The sequence below is a fragment of the Maridesulfovibrio sp. genome (assembly GCF_963676065.1).
Lineage (GTDB): Bacteria > Desulfobacterota > Desulfovibrionia > Desulfovibrionales > Desulfovibrionaceae > Maridesulfovibrio.
In genome coordinates this window covers 2,309,301-2,326,757 of sequence record NZ_OY780933.1, presented here as the reverse complement: position 1 = coordinate 2,326,757, position 17,457 = coordinate 2,309,301, and the positions used below count along the sequence as shown (strand labels likewise).

The 17,457-nt window shown below is 43.1% G+C and carries 16 protein-coding genes and 1 other RNA gene; 9 read left to right on the top strand and 8 right to left on the bottom strand.

From position 1 onward, the window contains the following. Window positions 1-5: 5 nt before the first annotated feature. A complete protein-coding gene (locus ACKU35_RS10315) occupies window positions 6-1,091 on the bottom strand; it encodes a hypothetical protein (RefSeq protein ID WP_319759137.1) in 1,086 nt (361 codons plus the stop codon). A gap of 562 nt (window positions 1,092-1,653) precedes the next feature. On the opposite strand from ACKU35_RS10315, the gene ACKU35_RS10310 reads away from it, so the two are divergent. The 5 genes from ACKU35_RS10310 (at window position 1,654) to ACKU35_RS10290 (ending at window position 7,205) form a co-directional block, all read left to right on the top strand. Beyond that, the gene (locus ACKU35_RS10310) at window positions 1,654-2,475 is read left to right on the top strand and encodes a hypothetical protein (protein ID WP_319759136.1); all 822 of its coding nucleotides are present in this window, start codon (window positions 1,654-1,656) and stop codon (window positions 2,473-2,475) included. A 59-nt stretch (window positions 2,476-2,534) separates the two neighbouring features. After that, entirely contained in the window at window positions 2,535-3,542 is a 1,008-nt protein-coding gene (locus ACKU35_RS10305; RefSeq protein ID WP_319759135.1) for a hypothetical protein, read from the top strand. 23 nt (window positions 3,543-3,565) lie between these two features. Beyond that, the gene (locus ACKU35_RS10300) at window positions 3,566-5,095 is read left to right on the top strand and encodes a hypothetical protein (RefSeq protein WP_319759134.1); all 1,530 of its coding nucleotides are present in this window, start codon (window positions 3,566-3,568) and stop codon (window positions 5,093-5,095) included. A gap of 56 nt (window positions 5,096-5,151) precedes the next feature. Then, window positions 5,152-5,712 (top strand): hypothetical protein, encoded by a 561-nt coding sequence (locus ACKU35_RS10295; RefSeq protein WP_319759133.1) that lies wholly within the window; start codon window positions 5,152-5,154, stop codon window positions 5,710-5,712. Between the two features lie 65 nt (window positions 5,713-5,777). Then, window positions 5,778-7,205 (top strand): hypothetical protein, encoded by a 1,428-nt coding sequence (locus tag ACKU35_RS10290; RefSeq protein ID WP_319759132.1) that lies wholly within the window; start codon window positions 5,778-5,780, stop codon window positions 7,203-7,205. 169 nt (window positions 7,206-7,374) lie between these two features. On the opposite strand, the gene ACKU35_RS10285 is transcribed toward ACKU35_RS10290, so the two are convergent. From ACKU35_RS10285 to ACKU35_RS10275, 3 genes are all read right to left on the bottom strand, one after another. Further along, entirely contained in the window at window positions 7,375-8,550 is a 1,176-nt protein-coding gene (locus ACKU35_RS10285; RefSeq protein ID WP_319759131.1) for a tetratricopeptide repeat protein, read from the bottom strand. Between the two features lie 10 nt (window positions 8,551-8,560). Then, window positions 8,561-9,457 (bottom strand): hypothetical protein, encoded by an 897-nt coding sequence (locus ACKU35_RS10280; RefSeq protein ID WP_319759130.1) that lies wholly within the window; start codon window positions 9,455-9,457, stop codon window positions 8,561-8,563. A 91-nt stretch (window positions 9,458-9,548) separates the two neighbouring features. Then, window positions 9,549-10,358, bottom strand: a complete 810-nt coding sequence (locus ACKU35_RS10275; protein ID WP_319759129.1) for a FliG C-terminal domain-containing protein — start codon at window positions 10,356-10,358, stop codon at window positions 9,549-9,551. Between the two features lie 431 nt (window positions 10,359-10,789). Between ACKU35_RS10275 and ACKU35_RS10270 the strand changes: the two genes are divergently transcribed. Continuing rightward, the gene (locus ACKU35_RS10270; RefSeq protein ID WP_319759128.1) at window positions 10,790-11,200 is read left to right on the top strand and encodes a hypothetical protein; all 411 of its coding nucleotides are present in this window, start codon (window positions 10,790-10,792) and stop codon (window positions 11,198-11,200) included. Here ACKU35_RS10270 and ACKU35_RS10265 read toward each other — a convergent pair. Together ACKU35_RS10265 and ACKU35_RS10260 are read right to left on the bottom strand one after the other, a co-directional pair. Next, a complete protein-coding gene (locus ACKU35_RS10265; RefSeq protein ID WP_319759127.1) occupies window positions 11,169-11,492 on the bottom strand; it encodes a hypothetical protein in 324 nt (107 codons plus the stop codon). The genes ACKU35_RS10270 and ACKU35_RS10265 overlap by 32 nt on opposite strands. After that, window positions 11,492-12,124, bottom strand: a complete 633-nt coding sequence (locus ACKU35_RS10260) for a TetR/AcrR family transcriptional regulator (protein WP_319759126.1) — start codon at window positions 12,122-12,124, stop codon at window positions 11,492-11,494. The genes ACKU35_RS10265 and ACKU35_RS10260 overlap by 1 nt, the downstream gene beginning before the upstream one ends. 537 nt (window positions 12,125-12,661) lie before the next feature. Here ACKU35_RS10260 and ACKU35_RS10255 point away from each other — a divergent pair. Further along, an RNA gene (locus tag ACKU35_RS10255) (hammerhead ribozyme type II) lies at window positions 12,662-12,726 on the top strand. Between the two features lie 620 nt (window positions 12,727-13,346). Here the strand turns inward: ACKU35_RS10255 and ACKU35_RS10250 are convergent. Beyond that, a complete protein-coding gene (locus ACKU35_RS10250) occupies window positions 13,347-13,793 on the bottom strand; it encodes a hypothetical protein (protein WP_319759125.1) in 447 nt (148 codons plus the stop codon). Continuing rightward, window positions 13,793-14,569: an NAD(P)-dependent oxidoreductase gene (locus tag ACKU35_RS10245; RefSeq protein WP_319759124.1), complete on the bottom strand. Its 777-nt coding sequence runs from the start codon at window positions 14,567-14,569 to the stop codon at window positions 13,793-13,795. The genes ACKU35_RS10250 and ACKU35_RS10245 overlap by 1 nt, the downstream gene beginning before the upstream one ends. Window positions 14,570-15,218: 649 nt before the next feature. Here ACKU35_RS10245 and ACKU35_RS10240 point away from each other — a divergent pair. Next, the gene (locus ACKU35_RS10240; protein WP_319759123.1) at window positions 15,219-16,289 is read left to right on the top strand and encodes a 2,3-butanediol dehydrogenase; all 1,071 of its coding nucleotides are present in this window, start codon (window positions 15,219-15,221) and stop codon (window positions 16,287-16,289) included. A gap of 290 nt (window positions 16,290-16,579) precedes the next feature. Then, window positions 16,580-17,371, top strand: a complete 792-nt coding sequence (locus tag ACKU35_RS10235; protein WP_319759122.1) for an MBL fold metallo-hydrolase — start codon at window positions 16,580-16,582, stop codon at window positions 17,369-17,371. Window positions 17,372-17,457 lie beyond the last annotated feature (86 nt).

Below are 17,457 nucleotides of genomic sequence, written 5' to 3'. Positions count from 1 at the left end.
AAAAACTAAAATTCTTTTTTAATATCATTTTTATATTTCAAGGTCTTCCCTTCCTGTTTGTGGAGGACCTTGGCTCCATTTCGAGACAGTTCGGAGAGTATTTTACCGGATAACTGGGTGGGGGTGAGGTGCGAGCGGTATTCCAGCCTGCATCGTTTGGAAGTTCGCAAAACCGGCTTAATGCTGACAGAGCCGGGAATGTCTTCAAGAAGACTGATGATTGTGTCGGTGTCTTTGAAGTCGATGAGCACTACTCTGTAAAGAGTTCCGTTGCCCCCCTCAACCTCATCGTGCAACACGCCTACAACGCTTTGGGCTGCATTGATTGAGGTCTTAAAAACTTCCGGTTCAGCTAATTCAGCTACTGCCTTGAAATAGGGTCTGCCTTTCAGTCTTTTCAGCCCCTTGGCTTTAATGGACGCCCGGAAGGCACCGAGTTCTGTTTTATTTACAGTTTGGAAGGTACGCATTATAAGATTTAAATTACCATTGCGCTTCTCGGTGATGGAGACTGCTACAATAAAATCAACACCGATTTTAGTTGCAGCTCTTTTGATATTTTCAATCGTTGGTTTGCAGTGAATGAGTGAGCGCACTTCGGTGCAGGGAATTACGTCAAAACGAAAATCGTCACGAAAGACAGACCGGACTGATTCCATGAGTGGCTCAAAAACTTCAGTGTTCAGTGAGATTGCGGCAAAATCACTGTTGTCCGGTACCACTATAACCCTTGGGTGCCCGCCAAGTTTCATCAGTGTTTCAAGGACGCTGACGTGACTTTCGAGTATGTCTTTGCTGATTTGAGCGTCAATTTCCACGCTCCACATATCGTCAGAGTCAGCTTTAGCTGAAATAATTTTGTATGATTTGACAAATCCATGAGCATGCGAGACGACGGTGTCCTTAAGTAATTCTACGTCATCCACTACACTGCTTGATGAAAGATATATCCCCACACCAGATTCGACAGCGCTTTGCAATGCTGCTCGAAGGGCAAGATCCTTGGTCTCGCCATTGCCTGTTCCATGTACTGCCTGAGCTGTAGTAGGAAAAATCAGCATGAGACAGAAGATCAATATTAAGCGTTTCATCCCACCTCCCTGAGTATTCACACGCAAAATTGATTTTAAATTCATTGAAGCATCATTAACGCCTCTATAGAAAAAATTAGTAAACTAATCTTTGATTGATCATAAATTTTAATATGTCGAAATACATACCTTATATGTGTCGATGAACATACCTTATATGTGTTTAACGATTGATTAATATTTATAAATACTAAAAAAACACACAGACCAATAGCACCCCGTAAATCTCATTGCAATATATTTATAAGTTACTTGAGATGACATTCTTAAATGTGTAATTAATCACTTCTACTGATGCATATTGAGTATTAAAAAATGTAAACAATCAGCTTTTCAATAATATCGTTTTCTGATAAAACCCTGCTGTTCTTGAATCTATTTGATCTGTTATCTTATGAAAGCAATTATTTGTCCTTACAAAGCGTAGCTTTGATAATTTCAGCATTGCAAAATTTATAGGTGGGAATTTCTTGGGGAGGAAATTTTGCAACTATCGTCATTCAAATATTTTATTTTAGCGTTGATGTTATGTGTGGCGCCGATTCAGGCTGGCGCCACTGACATGCCACGAATCCTTATTGCTGGTGAAGACGGGGTTAAAGGAACTGTTCCGCGCGGACGTCCTGCATTTGAGCGAGTCTACGGTGCGATCAAGAATTCTCTTACTAATCAGGGATATGATGTTCTGATTGAAGAGGCCGCTACCATGGACACCCACGTGCAGGGCCGTCAGTTTCGCAAGGATACTGAGCTTATTCAGATTGCACGTGATATCGGTGCTGATGTTATTGTAATCTTTTCTGTATTTCCCCGACTTCAAAAAATTAACGGCTTATTTCAAATCAAAGCCAGAGTGACCGGACGTTTGATTTCCGTTGTTGATAACCGGGCGTTTGGTAATTTTGAAATTTCACCAGCGGCTTATAAAGCCATTACCCCGCCATTTACCAAAACCACTGCTCACGAAGCCCTTGGAGATATCGCCCAGCCTTTCGGTCAGGAGGTAGGAGATGCACTCGCGACCAAGCTAAATTCACTCTGGGCCGGCGCAGACAGCAATAGTGCTGCTATGGGTCCCGCAGTGGAATGGACCTTGACCTTCGATGGTTTCAGCATGGATGAGATGTTGGAAATTGAAGATTTTCTGGTGATTTTTTCAGGATATGACAGCCTCCGTCCCTGCTCTACCTGCATGAACACCAGCTCCCTGCATAATTATTGGTACAAGTCCTCTCTCAATACCGCCAAGATGAAGCGAAACATGTACAAGGTTATGAAAGAACTTCAGCATAAGACTCGTATTCAAATGGCGAGCCGCAAGATTGAGGTCAAAAAGGTCACCACGCCCAAACACCGAAGGAAACCTTCTTCTTCAGATTGGTAAATCTGGAGGAATCATGTCGGTAAAATATATTGTTCTGGATTTAACCAGTAAGGATGTTTATGAAATTTGATATTAAAATGAATGTGTTGTGTCTGATGTTCCTCGGCGTGTTTTTATTCGCGCTCAGCGGCTGTAAAACCATGGGCAAGTCCGGTGACGGTATTGCCGTGGAGATGCTTATGCCGCCGGATATGGATGAATGGTCTGGATGTGGAAATCCTTCACTTATTCTTGTCGATGTTGACAAGAGCAATAAACGGATCACCAAACGCCAGAACGCTATACTGCTGCAGAAGTCCAAGGAAAGATTAAGTGAAGTGCCGTATTTTACCTTGCGTGAAATGGTCAATTCCAAAGCAGGGAAGGGAGTGGATGAGGTTGTGGCTCCGCACCATTTTCTGACATTCAAGGTTGATCTTCTTGAAGTCGTTGATAACAGCGATGAAACGGATCTGTACAAGACAGTGAATCTGGCTATTTCAGCCACTATGAAAAAATCCAATGGTGATGACAGTTATACGAATTGCGGAACAAAGTCGTTCATGGATTCGGTTACCAGTCAAGCCCCGGCCTATGATAAAGCGGATTTCCCTTCCAATGCCAAGATGACCTACATGGCCATGGATAGTGTTGTGGATATGGTGGCACGTCAGATTTCTCCTAAACGGATTCATATTTACCGGCCGTTAAGAACAGGCGGGGAAGGTTTAAGTCGCGTAGCCAAGTTTATTGATAGCGGTAATTGCGACATTGCACTTGACGCACTTGGAGATACCCTGTCTGCAGACCAGAAAAATACGGATGCATTGTATGATGTCGGTGTAGCCTATGAATGCATGGCGAGGAAAAGTATTTCTGAAGACGAACGGCTTAACTATCTTGCAAGATCAAATGCTGTATACCGCAAGGCAATTGCCCTCGGTGATGATTCCGAGGATTTGCTTAAAGCAGCTTCCCAAGTGAAACAGAGTCTTTCGCTCTACGCAAAAGGCAAGAGCAAAGCCAAGATGGCTCAGGACAAACTCAGGGATAACGGTCCTTTGGAATTCATGGGAACCATTGAATAATAAAATTATAAGGAATGCGATCAATGAAAAAAAATATTCAGGCTCTTTCTCTCTCTCTACTGCTTGTTTTTTGCCTCACTTTAACGCCTAGTATGGGGCACGCTTCTGATGTTGTTGCCGGAGAAAATCCCCTGCAGGGACTGGAACTTGATCTGGTTTTCCTTGATGCCCTTACGGCTATGCTGAAGATGAACAATGTCATGCTTAATCAGATGCCGATTACTGCCGATGCAAAATGGATTGATGAACTGGAAAAGCCTGACATGGATAAAGCTACCGAAAAGGCTTATTCAGACTGGCTTGAAAAAGAAACAAAACGAAATTTCAGTTTCTTTTCATACTATGGTGACATGTCGATCAGTGATTTAATCTCATTTAAGAAAATGGGTGAACGCCCGGTCATCGAAGGCGCCCAGTATATGATTGAGAGCATCCTCCATCAGCGCAAGGTGATGAGCTACAAACCTGATGGTTGTGATTCTCCTGCTATTCTCGGTAAGAAAAAAATCAGCTCAAAAGCCTGCTCGAAGCTTATTTCCTCCAGAAGACAAGCCTGCCGTGTGTTCAATCGCCCCATTGAAGAGCAGATCTTTAATGCCTTCATGAAAAAGAAAGGTATGATCTGGGTTGATGAAGCTGTTAACCGTAGATGTCTCAGAACAGTCAAAACCAAATCCAAAAAAGGAAACAGTTTTGAAAGTGCTTTTATCAGTCTTCTCGATCCCAGTCTGGTAAACCGTTATAAGAAGACCCAAAAAGAAGTTGATTATCAGGCTAAAGAAACCATGAAAATCAAGCAAGCGATTGCGACTCTTGAAATGAAAAAGCAAAAACTTGAAGACGCCAATGATGTTGACGAGAAAAGAATTGGCCTTTTGACCGGTAAAATAAGTTTTGGTTTTGGGGATATTTTTGGTTCTTCCGAACCGACCCCTGAAGAGATTAAGGAACAGCAGGCTATTGCAAAGATGCCTCAGAAGAAAAAGGATGCTGAGGTAGCAAAGCGTAATGCCGCTGTTGCCAAACGCGAAGCCAAAATAGCCAATCTCGACGCAGCATTCAAGCCTCTTGAAGAGAAACTCGATAAGCAGGAAGACATGTTTGACGATGCCGTTGATGCTTATCAGGGATTCATGGAAGAAGCTGAAGAAACAATTGTTGTCAACAACAAGAACAGTGTCCTGCTTGCTCAGAAAATGCTGACTGTTGCTAATGCTGCATACGACAATATGGGTAAGGCAGTGTCCTGTCTGCCTGTGGTTATGGGTAAATGCGCACTGGATATCTGCTATCTCGGCTCTGCAGCACCGCAGATGGCTGCGCTTCCTCAGACTCTTGCCATTGAAACCATTCAGGTTACCGGTAAGAGCAAAAGGGAAGCTTTGAAAATTGCAAAGAAACGTATCAAGCTGACCTTGGAACGTTCCATCATGTTGATCCCCAACCTGTTCAATACTGCCTCACAGATTTATACCCAGTACGAACTGACTGATCCGAAGATCGACTATCTTGAAAAGGTGGTTGATGCCGGAGAGGACCTTATCAAGTCATAATTGTTAATACGGCGTGCATGAATCCATGCACGCCGTATTAGTTTGCGGGATAGATCATGAAACGTATGATATTATTTTTGATTCTGGGGTGTTTGCTTGTCCCGGCTACTGTTCATGCCCGTGCGGTATATTTTTGCTACTGCATTTCTCCTGAGTATGCAGGCAGCAATATGGAGAAATCCGCCCGAACCAGCATTGAAGAAGTTGTTGCATCGCGCGAAACCGAGCCCATGGAGCGCTCCCTTCATGGCGATGCCGAACGTAAATTTGCCCGGCTCAGGCAGGGTGGATTCACCATGGATAAGCTTAATAAATTCAGTAATGAATTCGGTTTTGGTCTATTTATGGGCTACGATCCGCACATTGAGGTAAAACGGACCGGAAGTGACGGCCAGATGGATATTGTAACCATTTCTTTGGATGTGAAAGCAATTGATGCTCAGGAAGGCAAAATAATTGGTTCCAAGAAAGCTTCGTGGACTTTTACAATCAATAAAGGAATAAAAAAACCGGCAAATTCTCCGGCAGTGGCAAAGGCCATGCGGGCTACCGCGAAAAAGCTGACCGAAATTCTTGCCGATAGTGAAACCATGATGATGTGGCTTTTAACCCACTAGAAAATATGAAGTTGCTAATAACATTGGGCTATTAGTGTATTTAAACGACATAAGGAGATTCTGATATGAGGGTTCTGGTTCGAACTGCCGGGTTGCTCTGTGTTTTTTTTCTGCTTTTAGCCACTCAAGCAGTGGCATCAAGCGAATACGATGCTTTTCTCAAAGCTAAAAGAGACTACCTTTCGCAAAAAAAAGCATACCTTAAGTATGTTGCTGACGGAAAAAAGAAATATAGCAAGGAATTTAAAGAACTAAGTGAATATTCAACTACCCGTTCCTGGCTGCTGAAAAACAAGTCAAAAAAGGCAACTACTGAATATAAAAGAAAATATAAAGAATACAAGAAACTTAAGAGCGATTTAGTATCATCTAAAAGTTTTCTCCGTCATTACAAAGAAAGATCCCAAAAAAAGAAACAGGTTCTGGCTCTGCGTTCAGATACGTTAAAAAAATATGCAGCCTACAAGAAAGCAAAAGGCAAGACATCAGGATCCAGTTCAAGTGCAAGCAGTAAGTTCAGTCCCCGTTTGTCAATAAGTCCCCAAAAGGGCAAGGCCGGAGATAAGTTTACCTTTGTTGTTCGAGGTAAATCTTCTGCAGATTCCAATTTAAAGGGTGTCTACCTCAAATTCGCAGATTACGATAAACTAATATCTTTAAATCGCTCAGGGGCGGGTAAATACACTCTCAGCAGAACATTAAGTGGTGCTGGATTACGCTCTGTTCAAGCATTGGTTAAATATAAGAATGGTGCAAAAAATGAATATTCTAGCGCTGTCAAACTCTCAATTGCTGAAAATGTTGTTGATCTGAGCAGGATTTCAAGTGCAAAAAACCCGAAAACAACAAAAGCTTGTTTCACCGTACCGGTGATGACCACCTTTAGTGAGTGGGTAAAGCAAGGTCGACCTGTCAAAGTGACTGAGAGTTTCCTTGGTGTGTCTTCAAAAATTGGACCGGTAAAAAAACAGTCTACCTACTATGCCTCTATCTGGGATGGTAGTAATGCATATGAGTCAGGCAAGTATCAATGTGTCGGCCTGATCAAAGATTTTTTACATAAATATTACGGCATTAACGGCAGTAGAGGTAATGGAGATGTTGTCGCCAAAGGACTCCATAATGTGACAGGTAAGTATAATTCAAAACCTATCAAGATGGTTTATCACGCAAATAGGTATGCATCTGCTCCGCCGGTAATCGGCTCAATTATATCTGAGTGGACTGGTTCGCGTCGTAATATAGGACATGTATCCATGGTCAAAAAGATTATTGTAGAGAGGAAGGACTCTAGTGGTTCACCGACTAAAATAAAAGCATATATGTTCGAACAGAACTACATGAGCGGAAGCAGTGCCGGAAGTGGAAAAGCAAAAATATGCCCCAGCCGGGACCGTTACAGCACATTTGAATTGAAAAGTAATGGCAAATGGTATGCGACTGGTAGTAAATCCAATGTCATCGGCTGGGCCACTGCAGTGTACCAAAAGTAATTTTAAATACGCTTATAATTAAATCGAGTGGGGGGGGCCTCGCGGTCTCCCCCTTTCACACCACCAGACATAGCTACATGTGGAAACCACGGATGTTTCCCTTAAGTTACTACTTCACAAAAAGCGCACAGTGAACGTTTTCAGATCAGACGAAACAACAACTTTACAGTCAATACACATCTAAACTGTTAGGCACCCTAGAGTTCATGCGCGCCCAAATTTCAGCGCGTTTTTTAGCTGCATTAATTTCTTTCTCGCTTAACCTGCCTTTCAGCCTTTCCAGAGAATCCTTAGCTAAAGCTTCTTTGGCTGCATCCGCCAACAAGTACCACTGATAAGCTTCGACAAGATTCTGCATATCCCCGGATTTTTCATACAACCGCCCAAGAAGGAACATTGAATAATTGTGACCCAAGGTTGCTGCACTCTTATAGGCAACACTCGCGCTACCGAGGTTCTTTTCGCCAATCTTTCCATGCTCATACATATCACCAAGGCTGTAATATGCAGCAGGAAAATTTCTCTTGGCTGCCAGATTAAAAAGAAATGCAGCCATATCGTGATCTTTTTCCACACCGACACCGCCATAGAACTCAACTCCAAGGTCATAAATATCGGAAGGCTTCATTTTGGCAGAAAGCTTTTCAAACCACTCTTTAGCCTTGGCAGGACTTTTATCAACTCCTTTCCCTTGAACCAGGCGCATGGCGACTTCGTACTGAGCGCCCGGTATGCCTTTTTCTGCTGCCCGCAGATACCAGTAAAAAGCTTCGGTTGGATTTCTGCTTTCCTGCATTCTGGCCATCTGGTTCATAGCTCTGGCATCTCCGGCGGAAATAGCTTTCTGAAGCCAATCCAATCCTTCTGACCTTTTCTTGATGCCTATGCGGGGATCCAGATACATATATGACAACATGAACATTGCATTACCGTCATTTTCAGCAGCAGCTTTTTCAAACCAGTGGATAGCTTTATCGTAATCCTTCTCTACTGTTCCACCCGTAAGATAAGTTTCACCAAGCAGCGATATGGCCTGCACATCCCCCATATCCGCTGCAGAAGAGAACAGCCGCATGGCCTCAGAAATATTTTTTTTTACGAATTGTCCCTTCTCATAAAAAGCACCAAGAATGAGCATTTGGGTTGTGCATTTCATTCCTTCTGCCTTTTTCAAGGTCTCAATCATTTTCCCCTTATCCTTAGGGTAGCCATTGATTCCATTGTAATAATTTTTCACTTCCTGCTTAAGGGCAATGCAATCAACTCCAGCAAACGAGTAAGGCGTAGTGGCGACTACCAACAAGAGGCAACAGATTGCTGAAGTACACAATTTATATCTCTTCAAAACAAACTCCTTAATATGGTGAAATCAATTTGCTTTCACGCTCTTTCATTTTATCTTCAAGCTTTTGCCTCATTTCACGATTCAGTTTTTCATACGGCGGTCCGTTATAAGAAAACCGGAAATAAGTTGTGCTGCGTTCCTTTTTCTTAGGTTTAAGCTCACTTTTGACCTTGGCATATTTAAGAATGGTCATAGCTTCAGGGCTTATACCTTTAGAATATGTAGCGTTATTGCTAAACTCACAATACATTCGTAAAAGAGTTCTATCGATTACTTTCCGTTCGTCAGGAACACTAAGAGGATAAATTTCATTAAGAGCACAAATTGCCCTAGACCTGATTTCATTGCTATTTTTAAGGTTATACGCAGCCATACCCAATACGGATTCCTCTGCACCGAATAGCTCCGAGTTGAACCAAACTGGAGTTTCGCTATAAAAATTCGTCCCTTTAAGACCATTCTGTTCTGCCCTATTTACCCAATCCATGGCAATTGGAAGGGATATTTCCCTGTCTGGCTCACGCATCAAGGTCCGTGCAGCCATACGAATCTGAGAAAGAGGATCACCTTGCTCCGCCTTCTGCTCCAGCCTCCATGTATCATAAACCCATACAACTCGACCCTGCCCAGCCAAGTAGGGGCTAGAAATCAGGAGCAAAACAAATACCCCCATCCCAAAAATACCTGTCCGTTTACTACGCGAAGTAGCTTGACCGGAGAGTCGAGTAAGGAAATATAGATAACCGGCTAAAGCAAAAGAAAAGCACCCGACCAAAACAGCCGGATGCTTTTTAATAATTGCCAGTGAAGAGGAGTCTGGGATTGCGAAGAGTTGCGGAATTAAAACCAACAAAATCAGGCTATATCCCAACAGCACAAAACTATTTCTTTTAATAAAATTTAGCATCAAAAATTCAGCACACACAAATTTAAGTATTCACCCAAGCCACAATCCTTATGATTACCGGAGTATACAGTAGCGACATATCAACAAAGCATTAAGAACGCTCAACCACCCCTTTCGCCACCAACATCCGCATACTTCGAACAAGACTCAACTGAGCATTCTCATTATCGCGTTTTGAAACACCCCCGCATATCTCAATATCTTCTTCAACCATATTGCGAGCCCGTTCAGATAAATTCCGAAGAAATACTTCCCTGACATCTTCATCTGCTCCTGCAAGGGCAAATGTTAAATCTTCATTATTGATTACCATGAGCAGCTCACGGATGGCATGATCACTAAAAGATGTTCTGAACGCATCAAAATCGAAAAGCAGATCCAGCACTAAATGTTTCAATGCAGGATCGATTATTTCAGAGTCTAGGGATGCAAAAGCTTGATCCTTATCGGAAGCTGCATTGATCAGTCCGGCCATAAATGCTGCTTGCTCCCCTTTGTCTAAATTCCATTGTTTTTCCGCCACGTCTTCCAATTCAATATTTAGTTCTTGAATCACAGTTAACGGAATCGAGCCAATTGTGGCTATTTGACTCATTACCGGAAGTAACTCTTGGGCATAGTCACTTAGAATGTCTTGCAGCTCCCACGAAAGACAACTGCTGGCCACTGCCAAAAGTTGTTGGCTAAATTTTTCATCGTCTGTATTTGCACGATTATCCATAACCACCTTGAATGCCTGCTTCGCTCCTACGTAACTAACCAGATCACAGAGTCGGTGAGCATTATCTGCTACTTTCGAAGTAGGGTTGGCTTGTTTATCCAACTGTTCGCGCAGCTTCTCAATTTCCATACGCAGATTCATAAGTTCTTCATGAATTTCTTTTTTAGAAGACTTAAACACTTTGATCGACACCTCTGTTTAGAAGACTGGGCACAACAACACCCGAAACCCAGCGAAGACAAATAAAACGAAAATCACAACACCATATAGATTAGCAGCATACTGCCCTAAAGCATGGAGACTTAGCAACAGCAAATTAGTTGACACGTACTACTGCCGCAGTTTCCTCCGTGCTTTTCACCCATTTCCTACAGATATTACCTCATAAGCCAGGAGGTTCTATCATGGCAAAGAAGGAAACCGGTAAGAAGCATTTCGAGTCTAAGTTCGATGCAAAACTGCTTCGGCAGATGATTAAAGACGGCAAAAACGCTGACGAGATATAGGCCACACTGGGTGTTGTCTCGAAACAATCTCTCAGGCAGCACATCCTCAAGCTCATCAACGAGGATCGGCAGTTTTACGAAGTCCCAGGGCTGTACGTCCGCAACTTGAAAAGACCGCAGGTCAACTTCAAAGGTGACATACGACTGACCAAGCGTATGCTCGACTTCCCGGACTCGACTTACGCGCACGGTGACCAGTTTGAACTGGAAATCGACAACGAAGGGATTGTTCTGACCCGTGTCGTTGATAAGTCGGAAACAGCTGCAACTGAACCTGAGAAGGTTCTTGACGCTGCGGATGAAAAAGCAAAAGCCAAAACTGACCATGTCATCGAGTACAATGGTCGCTCCATCAAGAGCTGGAGTAATGGGTTCAGAAATTCCTGCCGCCGTGCCGGGATCAGTGATGACTTTGTCAGCTACGATATCCGCCATCTCTTCTGCTGCTCCATGCGGTCTCAGAGGGCGACCCCAAGAACAACACCTATGCTCCCTCATTCACTCTCAACTTATTGATCTCATCAAACAAATACTTGGCCAGATAGTAGCAACCACTACTTTCCAACCTTGTCGACAACTGGACTTGCAGCTTCTCTGCTTCCAATAATGTTGCCTCTCGAAGACAATGTTCTTCCTGATGCGACCGCTTTATCAACCGCTTTATGTCGGCAAATAACTGCTTCTCCAAAGAATCGCCAGAGCTGACTGAAACAAGCTGCTTACTCGTGCTCTGCTTGGCATTTCCTTCTTTTTTTGACTTCTCCCACTGACGCATTTTTGCTTCAGCCATAATGTCAAAAGCGTTCATTAGAACCCCCTTTTTTTGCAAGCCCACTCAACAAGTGCAGCCATTCCACTGAGATGGTATGTTGTTCCGGCGTCAAAAGCCTCAAAGATAGACTCTTTGTCCTCAAAATGATCCAAGATTAAGACAACCCCTCTCACGGAATCCGTGAGAGCCTTTTCAAGCATGAATCGCAGCAAGTCCGTAATTTCCAGCTGGGGATATTGCTGACATGCTTGTGCGACGGCTTGATCCGTCATTCCTTGCACATATTTCCGACCGAAACTTTCATGCTTGGTCCCTTCTGATCGAGCCAAAAGAATGATGACCTTACGCCGGTTACGAATCCAAAAATGAAGTAAGCTTTCAGCGTCACCTTCCATATTGGAAAGACTCGAATCAATACCCTGAGACGTGTCGAATTTATTGATTCTGCATTGAGTCAGGCGAAGGAATTCTTCAACAAATTCATCCGAGACAACGGTCTCAAACAACGCCTTCTTGTTTGGAAAATACTTATATATTGTTCCTGTTGCGACATCTGCTTCTTGAGCAATCGACCCAACCGTGGCCTTTTTGAATCCCATCTTCGCAAACTGAGATTCCGCAGCTTCGACAATCTGGTTTCGAACACTCTCTTTTAATATTTGAACCATCGGCTCACCTCCTTGCCTCTCTAATAGTGAATTTGTAATTCATTTATAAAAATGAATATATAGTTCACTTTTAATATTGTCAACTGCTTACCGATCATTCTTTTGAAGGACAAAGCGATAGACTTATAATCGCTTGTAATTCAATATTTTATGTATAATAGACTAGTTAAAACAACTTCGTTGTCCACTTTAATAAACAACCTTTTGCAGGAAAAAAGAATCCGACCATCCCACTTGGGCAGGCATATGGTTCCTATGAAGACGTAAGCGTCCAAGCAAGATAGGGACGGGAAACTATTGAATATTACTCGGCATGAAAGCTATAGTCTCTAAACGAATAAATTAACTTATAACAACGCAATGATCTTCAAATCGCTAAAAGGCTTGGATAACTATCCAAGCCTTTTTTGTAGCAAATCTGGCGGTTACCTGATGTTTAAAATTAATTATTTGCGGAACTGAAGGGAATCGAAATCTTGGATACAATTCAAAGTCTGTACATTTAAAAACTTTGATGAAATATTATAACTACACAAAAGTCGAAACACTCATAAGAGTGTCTTTCAGAGGTGGCCTCCTGAGACTGATGATGACAGCCGTAGTGTTTTACACAATTAATCCAACATCTTTGGTAGAACAATTTGCGTTCTCGGAACTAATCAGCTTCGTAACAGCTCACGCTGGGGAGGGAATGCGTATGATAAAGAAGGTAACAAGAAGTATCACGTCGTATGCTAATTACACTGAACTTAGACTTAGGTCTTGGGGAGTCCACCTCCCTTCCGGGGCTACCCCGCTGATGAGCTTGTGAAATCCAAGCGAAAAGGGAACTGAACAAACCAGAATTTCAAAATTTTATCCAATTGTTATCCACACAAAAAAACCGATTAAGCTATTCGCCTAACCGGTTGATTTACTAAAAAAATGGTGGAGCTGGAGGAAATTGACCCCACGGCCTCTTGAATTCCATTCATGGCGCGTGGCTTGTAGCACCTGAAATCATTAATTAAATCTTGGAGTGGATAACATTTTCTGCCGAAAAGAGGGGATTTCGTGCTGTAGGCGGTTCTCCAACCGATTAAGCGATGGCAATTCTCGAGCCTCCTAAGCCAAGGCAAGGTCGGCTTTTCTAAGCTTAAAGATGATCTGTTTAGGGCGTGTCTTTAATGGCATATCCTCCCGCCTTCATGGACCACACACCTAACATTCGATGGGACTAGCTTTATTTTTTGGGAGGAAGCAAATCACTCGCCGGTTGCTTGCTTTCTTTAATTTTGCTCGAACCCTTACATTCGAATTGATCCGGCGGCATGCCTGCCATTACTTCATCAGGTTGTTTTTCTCCAGGAAACATAGGGTGCTCGTAGAATGGTACAAAAGATAAATGCTCCCTGCCGTATGCTATGATACCATTTCGTTGCGTGTCACAAACACCGCGTATATATTCAAGTTCACAAGTCATAGCCACATCAACGACATTCTGCTTATCGCTTCTGCCTCTTGTGCACGCTCTGGCAATTAAAAAATATGCGTTGAAATTTTCTTGAACTTGACTTTTAAGCGCAGCAATCTCTTGCTTTCTTGTCAAATGTTGAATGATAATAATCGCGAATGACACTATAGTCAAAAAACTTGAAATTGCAGCTACATAGCTAACATAATCTTTCATCACTTACCCTGTAAAGTTTTTTGTTTAACTATGCTTTTCGAATTTTGAGTAGGCTTATATGACAGTTCTAAAATAGCATTTTCGATATCCCATGGCTTGCCAGGGTTATCTGAAACACCGTAATAGACGCCATATTTCGTTTTAGTTTCCATTGCTGAAATGAAAAGATTAACCGTGTCAACGGCACTGAGAATGGTTTTATGGGCTCTACCATTATCTTTCAACAACTCCAACTCATTGCTTCGAACTGTACCTATCCGCAAAGAAATAATACTAATATTGCATTCGTTAGCAAACACAAAACCAAATTGTTCCGCACAACTTTTCATGGCTCCATAAGCACTATCAGGGGCAGGGGAATCAGAAGAAGTGATTAGGCGTCCAAGTGAACTATCTCCATTGTTTTCGTAGTAGCCACTCACATGGTTTGTACTTGCAAAAACAACCTTCGGGATTCCTAACATCTTTGCACAAAGAAATACATTGTATGAACCTACGACATAGAGGTCACTCATCTCCTTTACTTCAGTTTCTGAAATTATACTATCTTTCTCTGGTAGGCCAGCCAGATTAATAATAACATCAATGTCTGGAGTTACTTTTTCAATTAATTGGCTAAAATCTGTAATGTCGATTTGTATATATCTTCCATGATCATCAGCACCTGTGCTTGCAATGTCTGATACAATGACATCATATGTATCGCATAATCCATTACTAAGAATTCGTCCGACTTCTCCCATGCCACCTAAAATGAGAATCTTTTTTCTTTTCATTGCTTCTTAATACTACCCATCTGAAAGGCTGTAAACACAGCCTCTACCCAATCCTATTGAGGCCCATATGTTCTCCGTATAAAATCCCAAAATACTAGATAACCTCTTGAAATCTCAGGTTGAGCTGGATGAGAATTGAACCCACGGCCTCTTGAATGCCGTTCCTATAACCAAGCCAATAAACGCTGATTTTATTCAACTTTTTACCCACCTCGTCAACACTCTTGTCGGAATCCTAGCGTAATATTCTCGAATCCCGGTTCACCGCTGGTTCAACGAAAAACCGGTCTGAGTCATACTGACATTATTACCATAATCGCATTTGCGGATAAAAGCATAGCGCGCAGCACTTTTTAAGAATGCTCCTGTTCTAAAAACGAGCACAATTCATGATGTGTCCTGATTTGGGACATAGGGTTGTTGTCTTATATATTGATACACTCTCAAAATTTACCGCCCATACCCCCCTCCTGAGGCACTGTAAAGACTGATATATATCTTTATTTTAATTTTCTCACCTTTTCTACCATCTCAATTCTATCTATCTGCACGGTGTGGCATGCGTAATGCTACTTGAGTTTTCATTATTTGTGGTCTCATCAGCTGTTATCAATAAATTCCATAGTACGATAATTCAAGAGAGGTTCCCATGAATGAAACAATGCGAGCTGCTGTTTGGCATGCTAAAGAAGATGTACGTGTAGAAACTGTCGCTGTTCCCCCCTTTCCTTCTGCTGGGTGGGTAAAAGTCAAGGTTGACTGGTGTGGTATCTGCGGATCTGATTTGCATGAATATATTGCAGGGCCGATTTTTATCCCGACTGAAGAGCCGCATCCCCTTACCGGCAAGCAGGGCAGCCTGATTCTTGGGCATGAGTTTACCGGTACAGTGGTAGAAGTGGGTGAAGGGGTCAGTAACGTGAGCGTCGGTGACTTTGTCGCCCCTGACGCCTGCCAGCATTGCGGAGAATGCATTACCTGCCGGACCGGCCGCTACAATGTCTGCGAGAAACTCGCCTTTACCGGCCTGCACAATGATGGCGCCTTTGCCAAGTATGTAAATATCCCCGCAGAGCTGTGCTACAAACTGCCGTCCGGAGTTAGCCCGGAAGCGGGAGCATTAATAGAACCTCTGGCAACCGGATTCAAAGCTGTGCGTGAAGCCGGATCCATTCTTGGGGAAACGGTTGTAATTATCGGTGCCGGAACCATCGGGCTAGGAACGCTCATGGCAGCGAAAGCCGCCGGTGCCGGTAAAGTTATTATGCTGGAAATGTCCAAAGCCCGCACCGCCAAGGCAGAAGAGTGCGGAGCGGATGTAATTCTCAATCCTACGGAATGCGATGCAGTGGCTGAGATCAAAGCCATGACCGGCGGCTCCGGAGCAGACGTTTCATTTGAGTGTGTGGGCAACAAATTTACCGGACCGCTCGCAGTGGATGTAATCCGTAATGCCGGGCGAGCCGTTATTGTCGGTATTTTCGAAGAACCGAGTTCTTTTAATTTTTTCAGCCTGAGCGGTACAGACAAACGAGTAATCGGAACTCTGGCCTATACCCTTGAAGACTTCAAGGGGGTTTCTGCATTGCTTGCCACAGGCCAGCTTAAGGCTGAACCCATGATTACCGGAAAAATTGAATTGGAAGATATTGTTGAAAAAGGATTTCTGGAACTGATTAACAATAAAGATGAAAATATCAAGATTATAGTAAGGCCTTAAGAGCAGAATGCAGGACCGCAAATAATAATGTCTGGTAAAAAATGATTTTGAGCTGCAGCGTGTCCTTCGGGATTATGCGCAGAGCGAAATAAGAGGTGTAAAGGCCGGTGCCTTGTACAGTTGACAGAGGAAGAGACGTTTTCGGTTTTCCAGTTATCGGAAACGGGATTGTGCACCCGAAAACGTCCGAAGGGAAGAGTCGCAAGATTCTTCCCTTTTCTCATGGCTTTTCGCTAAATAAGGCGAACTTATATCAAAATGCCGATTTTGTTTGGCAGTAGGAGAAGATAATGAATTATGTCGATGTTACTCTTGTAGCCAACGCCGGAGTGCTGGTCAGGTATAACGGAACAAACATTCTGATCGATGGAATACATTATGAAAGCGGACATCCCTTTTGCAAGGTTTCTCCAATGGACCTGCAGCTCATGAAGACGGGAACGCCCCCTTTCGAGCGGCTTGATTATCTGTTGTTTTCCCACGAGCATCCCGATCATTTCACGCCCGCCCTTGTCTGCGAGCAATTGAAAAACAGGCCGGTAAAATTTATTTTGATGCCGGATGGCAGCAGCGGTTCCAAGCCCCTGAAAGAATTGCTTGCAGAGGTTAGGGAGCGCGATATCCGCCACCGGGTTTCAAGTTTGGGACCGGGAGAATTTGAATCTTTTAAGCTGGAAAAAGACCTGAAAATGACAGTCATCGGTACGCGCCATATGGGACCGCAATATCAGGACCTGCGAAATGACTGTTTTATGCTGGAAATGGGAGAAACAAAGATCCTGTTTACAGGAGATGCCGACCATGTGGCCGAGTATTATGAAAAGCCGTTGCTGGATGTCGAGCTGGAAGCCGTATTTGTAAATCCCCTATTTTATCATAACCGGGAAGGACGCAGGATCATCAATGAAATATTCAGGCCTCAAAATGTGGTTGTTTATCATATGCCGAATGAACATAACGACCCCATGCAGTTAAGGCTGACAGTGGAACGTGCCCGGGAAAAATATGTTAAATGCGGATTACAAACATATATTCTTCAAGGGGAAAGACAGCAACTTCGCTTTTGGGCCAACAACCTGTAAAACAGGTGAAGGTTCCGTCTTTCATACCAAAAGCGCGTTCCACTGGAGCCCATTCCGATTCCAGATGGTTGATTAGTTGGGGATAA